At 64.2% G+C, this 4,261-nt stretch carries 5 protein-coding genes; 4 read left to right on the top strand and 1 reads right to left on the bottom strand.

The window, feature by feature from the left end; translation table 11 throughout:
- The coding region (locus tag ACTOXK_RS12110) for a nucleoid-associated protein (RefSeq protein ID WP_482280005.1) at nt 1-543 on the top strand (543 nt) is incomplete at its 5' end.
- Nucleotides 544-629: 86 nt separating this feature from the next.
- On the opposite strand, the gene ACTOXK_RS12105 is transcribed toward ACTOXK_RS12110, so the two are convergent.
- Nucleotides 630-1,799: a helix-turn-helix transcriptional regulator gene (locus tag ACTOXK_RS12105; RefSeq protein WP_482280004.1), complete on the bottom strand. Its 1,170-nt coding sequence runs from the start codon at nt 1,797-1,799 to the stop codon at nt 630-632.
- A gap of 245 nt (nt 1,800-2,044) precedes the next feature.
- Here ACTOXK_RS12105 and ACTOXK_RS12100 point away from each other — a divergent pair, with 245 nt between their 5' ends.
- The 3 genes from ACTOXK_RS12100 to ACTOXK_RS12090 all read left to right on the top strand — a co-directional run.
- Complete coding sequence (locus tag ACTOXK_RS12100; RefSeq protein ID WP_482280003.1) at nt 2,045-2,590, top strand: hypothetical protein; 546 nt, start codon at nt 2,045-2,047, stop codon at nt 2,588-2,590.
- Nucleotides 2,587-3,246, top strand: coding sequence for a hypothetical protein (locus ACTOXK_RS12095; RefSeq protein WP_286143150.1), 660 nt, complete (start codon nt 2,587-2,589; stop codon nt 3,244-3,246). The genes ACTOXK_RS12100 and ACTOXK_RS12095 overlap by 4 nt, the downstream gene beginning before the upstream one ends.
- Before the next feature lie 143 nt (nt 3,247-3,389).
- Nucleotides 3,390-4,261: pyridoxamine kinase (locus ACTOXK_RS12090; protein WP_286143151.1), on the top strand; the 872-nt coding region annotated here is incomplete at its 3' end.

The raw sequence follows: 4,261 nt of genomic DNA, 5'->3' as shown, positions 1-4,261 counted from the left end.
GTGGCGTCGTTCGCGCTCATCGACGGCGATGCCATGACCGTGTGGTTCGTGGACAAGGAGCGCGAGATTGCCGGCGAGAAGCGTTGGCTCATTCCCGACGGCCTGCTGCAGTGCTCCATGGAGGCCTCGAGCAAGGAAGTGCTGCAGGCGGTGACCACCGTGGTGGAGGAAGTGGCCGAGGAATACGGGGCGAACACGGCCCGGGCGCTCGCCCGCGCGAAGTCCTACGTGGCCGAGAACGCCGAGGACTCCGACGAGGTGGACGCCCATGAGCTGGGACGCGAGGTGTTCGCCGACGAGCCGGTGCTCCAGGAGCGCTTCGATCGCGCGGTGGACGCCGGGGCCATTCCCGAGCGCGTGGTGGTGGAGAAGGCCGTGGCGAAGCGGGTCACCAAGAACCACAAGATACGCACCGACACGGGCATCGAACTGACCTTCCCGGCCGAGTACGGCGAGAACCCCGACTTCATCGAGTTCTTCAGCACGCCGGACGGCCGCATCGAGATCGCGCTGAAGAACATCGGCGCCATCGAGAACCGCTAGGGGATCCGGGGCGCGGTCGAGCGTTTGCGGGGGCATCGAGAGATCCCGCGGGGTGGGCATCCGCGAGCCGCGGTTGCGGCTGGCCGCTAGCGGGGAGCGCCGAGCCGATCGATCAGCTCCTGCTTCGTGTGAACCCCCAGCTTCGCGTAAATGTGCTTGACGTGGGTCTTTGCCGTGCCCTCGGAAATGAAGAGCTGGGCCTGGATACGGCGCAGGCTGCGACCCTCCAGGAGGAGCGCCGCCACTTCGATCTCCCGCTTGGTGAGGCCGTGCTGGGCCGCCACGTCCTCGATGCGCTGTGCCGTCGTGGTCGGCCTGTTCTCCGGCCGGTCGATCCAGGTACTTTGGAAGAGAAAGAAGCTCATCATGCTGGCTGCAGCCAGGACGAGCGAGAGGGTCTCGGGCACTTGGAATCCTGCGCGCAGCGTCGTGGTTCCGAGGAAGGTTCCCAGAGACCACGAGAGGTTGACCAGGGAAAAGTAGGCAGCTTTGGGGAAGCGCAGACCCGAGGCGGCAATAATGGCCAGGGCCATGTAAAGCAGCAGCATAGCTGGGTAGGTGGGGATGGGGTTCTGGAGCAGATCGCCGAGTCCCGTGGGCGTGCTGAGGGTGCCGACTACGAACACGAAGCCGCCGGCCACGCCGAAGATGCCGACGAGGATGTTGGGCACGACGGCGAGGGAGCGCAGCGAGAGCGGGCGCAGGTTGGCGGTGGGGGCAACGCTGTCCCTCAGGTTCACGAGAAGCACGCAGGGTGCCGCGATAATGAAGGTGCCTTGGAGGGCCGGCGATGACTGGGTGAACAGAAGGTTGAGGCCGTAGAACAGCACGAGGGACGCGGTCAGCGCCAAGGCGAGCCCGTGGATGTTGTCGGAGCGCTCGAGGTTCTCGAAACGGAGGAGCTGGCAGGAGAACGATCCGATGGAAAGGGCGCCCACGAGGGCGCTGCGCAGAGGATCGTTGTGGAGGTCGAGGAAGCCGATAGCCACAAGCAGACCGCAAAGGGCGCTCGTGGTGAGGGGCGCTGCGATATGGAAGCGGCGCGGAAAGCGATCCCATTTCAAGAACAGGATAATAGTTGTGGCGAGTAGCCCAAAGAGCTCTCGATGGGACGGCCCGCTGCCTTCCGGCATGAGAAAGGATGCCCCGGCAGCGTGGGACATCTGATAGAACCAGACCCAGATTACCGCGTCGATGGCGGCGATATTGAGCGCGTGCGAGAATCCGACGCTCTTCGATTGCAAATGCACTTGCATGGCCCCTCCGTTCAAAATCGTCCGTTTCGGATGACCCCTGGCGGCCCTATAAGCAGTTTTGCGAGATCGACGCGCGACTGCCCAGGCCGTAGCATCCGAGGTGTCCGATTCGTCGGCGGAAGACCCGGTGATGGGAAGCTCCCCAGCCCTCATCGACCGTTGATTCTAGCGCTTTTTCGAAGGCGATGCCAGGCCGCCATGGCCGGCGCCGGCGAATCGGGTTGGAGAAAAAGATTGGAGGATGCATGGGAAAGACGCAGACAGTAACGCGCAGGGGATTTCTCAAGGTCGGCGCCGCGGCAGGTTGCGCAGCGGCTACTCTGGGCGTGCTCGGCGGTTGCGCCGGGACAACGACGGGGTCGGAGCCGGGGCCCGAGCCGGTAGCAGAACCGGAGCTTGCGGAAACGGGGAGCGAGAAGGAGGCCGAGGCCCTTGCTGGCGGAGAGGCCGCCGCGCCGATGATCTACCTCATCGACCGTTTGGTGGCGAAACCGGGTCAGGGCCGGGCGGTGTACGATCGTTACCTGGAACGCTTTCAGGCTATCGCTGCAGAGAAGGGCATGGCCCTTGAGCACGCCATCGTGGCTCCGCCGCTATGGCTCACGGATCCGGCGAGTAATAACACGCTCGAGTTCATCTGGTCCTTCGAGGGCTATGGCTCCTTGGCGGCGGCCATCGCCTACGGCGATCCCAGCGTGACCGCCTGGTGGCGCGAGCTTGAGGAGCAGCTTGAATCGCGCGACCGTTCCTATTTCTCCAGCGAGGCCGATGTGGAGGTGCTGAACCGATGATTAATGCCCTGTATCTGGTGACGTTCAACGAGGGCGTCTCCCCTGAAGAGAAGACGGCGATGCGCGACGAGGCTCGGGCGGCGTGTGAGGCTGTGGCGCCGGCGTGGCTGTGCGACATCGTGCCCGACGATTCTCCGACCAATGCGGGGGATTTGTTCTGCGAGTTGGCTTTCGCCGACCGCACCGCCTATGACGAGGCCGCTGGATCGCCGTCGTGGGAGAGTTTGCAGGAGACCGTGTCCGACTCGTCCCTGGCCGCCGACGTCACGTTCCTCGCCTACGGCCCCGGACAGGCCAACCTCAAAGGTGGCGACAGCACGTGCCATCGCATCATGCTCATGCACCTGGTGGAAGGCGTGGATCCCAAGATGGTCGAGGCCATGACCCAACGGGTGCTGCAGGTGGGGGAGTATGTCCCCGGCTTGGTGAATACGCAGATCTCCGAGGTTTTCGACTCCAGCGGCGCGGTGCCGTGGAACTATGTCTACGACTGCGATTTCGATACGGCCGCTACGTTCCTGGGCAAGTACATGACCTCTCCCTACCACTGGGGTTATCTGCGGCTCGTGCAGTCTGACTGCGTGGAATGCGTAGCCGATAAGCAGATGACCCCCTACATTCCTGCCGAAAAGGCGTTTCTGACGGCTCTCGACTAGGGTAGGACGAACGGGGCGGCGACTACGGCTCTGCCTTGGCCTCTGGTCGCTAACAGTTCGCTGGCGTTCGGAAAAACCTAGGGTCGTGCCTGCGGCGCAAGGGGTAGAATCGGCTGCGATTACCCAGTGGAAGGAGCATTCCCATGACCCATGCGCCCCAGGCAACGGCCCTCTACGAGCGACACGAGGCCTACATTCCCCGCGTGGCAGCCATCCATGACCTGTGCGGCTACGGCAAGTGCTCGCTTGGCGTAGCCATTCCCGTGTTGTCGGCGGCCGGCTGCGATGTGTGCCCGGTGCCCACGGGCCTATTTTCCAGCCACACGGCCTTCCCCGGCTGGTACATGCATGACACCACCGACATTCTTTCCGACTACCTGACCGCTTGGCAGCGTATCGGTGTGGAGCTGGATGCGGTGTACTCGGGCTTTCTCGGCGCGCCCGAGCAGGTGGACATCATCAAGCAGGTGTGGGACACCTACCCGGACGCGCTGCGCGTGGTGGATCCGGTGATGGCCGACCACGGCAAGGTGTACCCCACCTACACGCCCGAGCTCGTGGCCGCCATGGGCACCCTGGCCGACGGGGCCGACATTCTCACGCCGAACCTCACCGAGGCTGCCATTATCCTGGGTCGCGAATGGGAAGGCGCCGACGTGGAGGAGGAGACCGTGCGATCTATCATGGGGGCCCTGCGCGAGCGCGGCGCGAAGAACGTGGTGCTGAAGGGTATCGAGCACGGTGATGGCCTCATCCACAACTACGCGTGGGGCGATTCGGTTGATTTCACCGAGACCACCAACGCGAAACTCCCCTATATGCTCCACGGCACCGGCGACGTGTTCGCCAGCACGCTCCTGGCTGCGGTCATGGCCGGTCGCGACTTGGCTTGCGCCACGGCCTTCGCCGCCGACTTCACCGCCGACGCCATGGTGGTGTCCGCCAAACAACCCGACTTCGAGGCCCGCGGTGTCTCCTTCGAGCCCCTCCTGGGGAAGGTGACGGCGCTTTTGGG

The sequence above is a fragment of the Adlercreutzia sp. genome (assembly GCF_056795635.1).
This window is presented reverse-complemented; position numbering and strand designations above follow the sequence as displayed.

Excerpts from the sequence above, each read along its gene's own strand:
- ACTOXK_RS12105 (WP_482280004.1), bottom strand. The coding sequence starts at position 1,799 with ATGCAAGTGCATTTGCAATCGAAGAGCGTCGGATTCTCGCACGCGCTC.
- ACTOXK_RS12100 (WP_482280003.1), top strand. The coding sequence starts at position 2,045 with ATGGGAAAGACGCAGACAGTAACGCGCAGGGGATTTCTCAAGGTCGGC.
- ACTOXK_RS12095 (WP_286143150.1), top strand. The coding sequence starts at position 2,587 with ATGATTAATGCCCTGTATCTGGTGACGTTCAACGAGGGCGTCTCCCCT.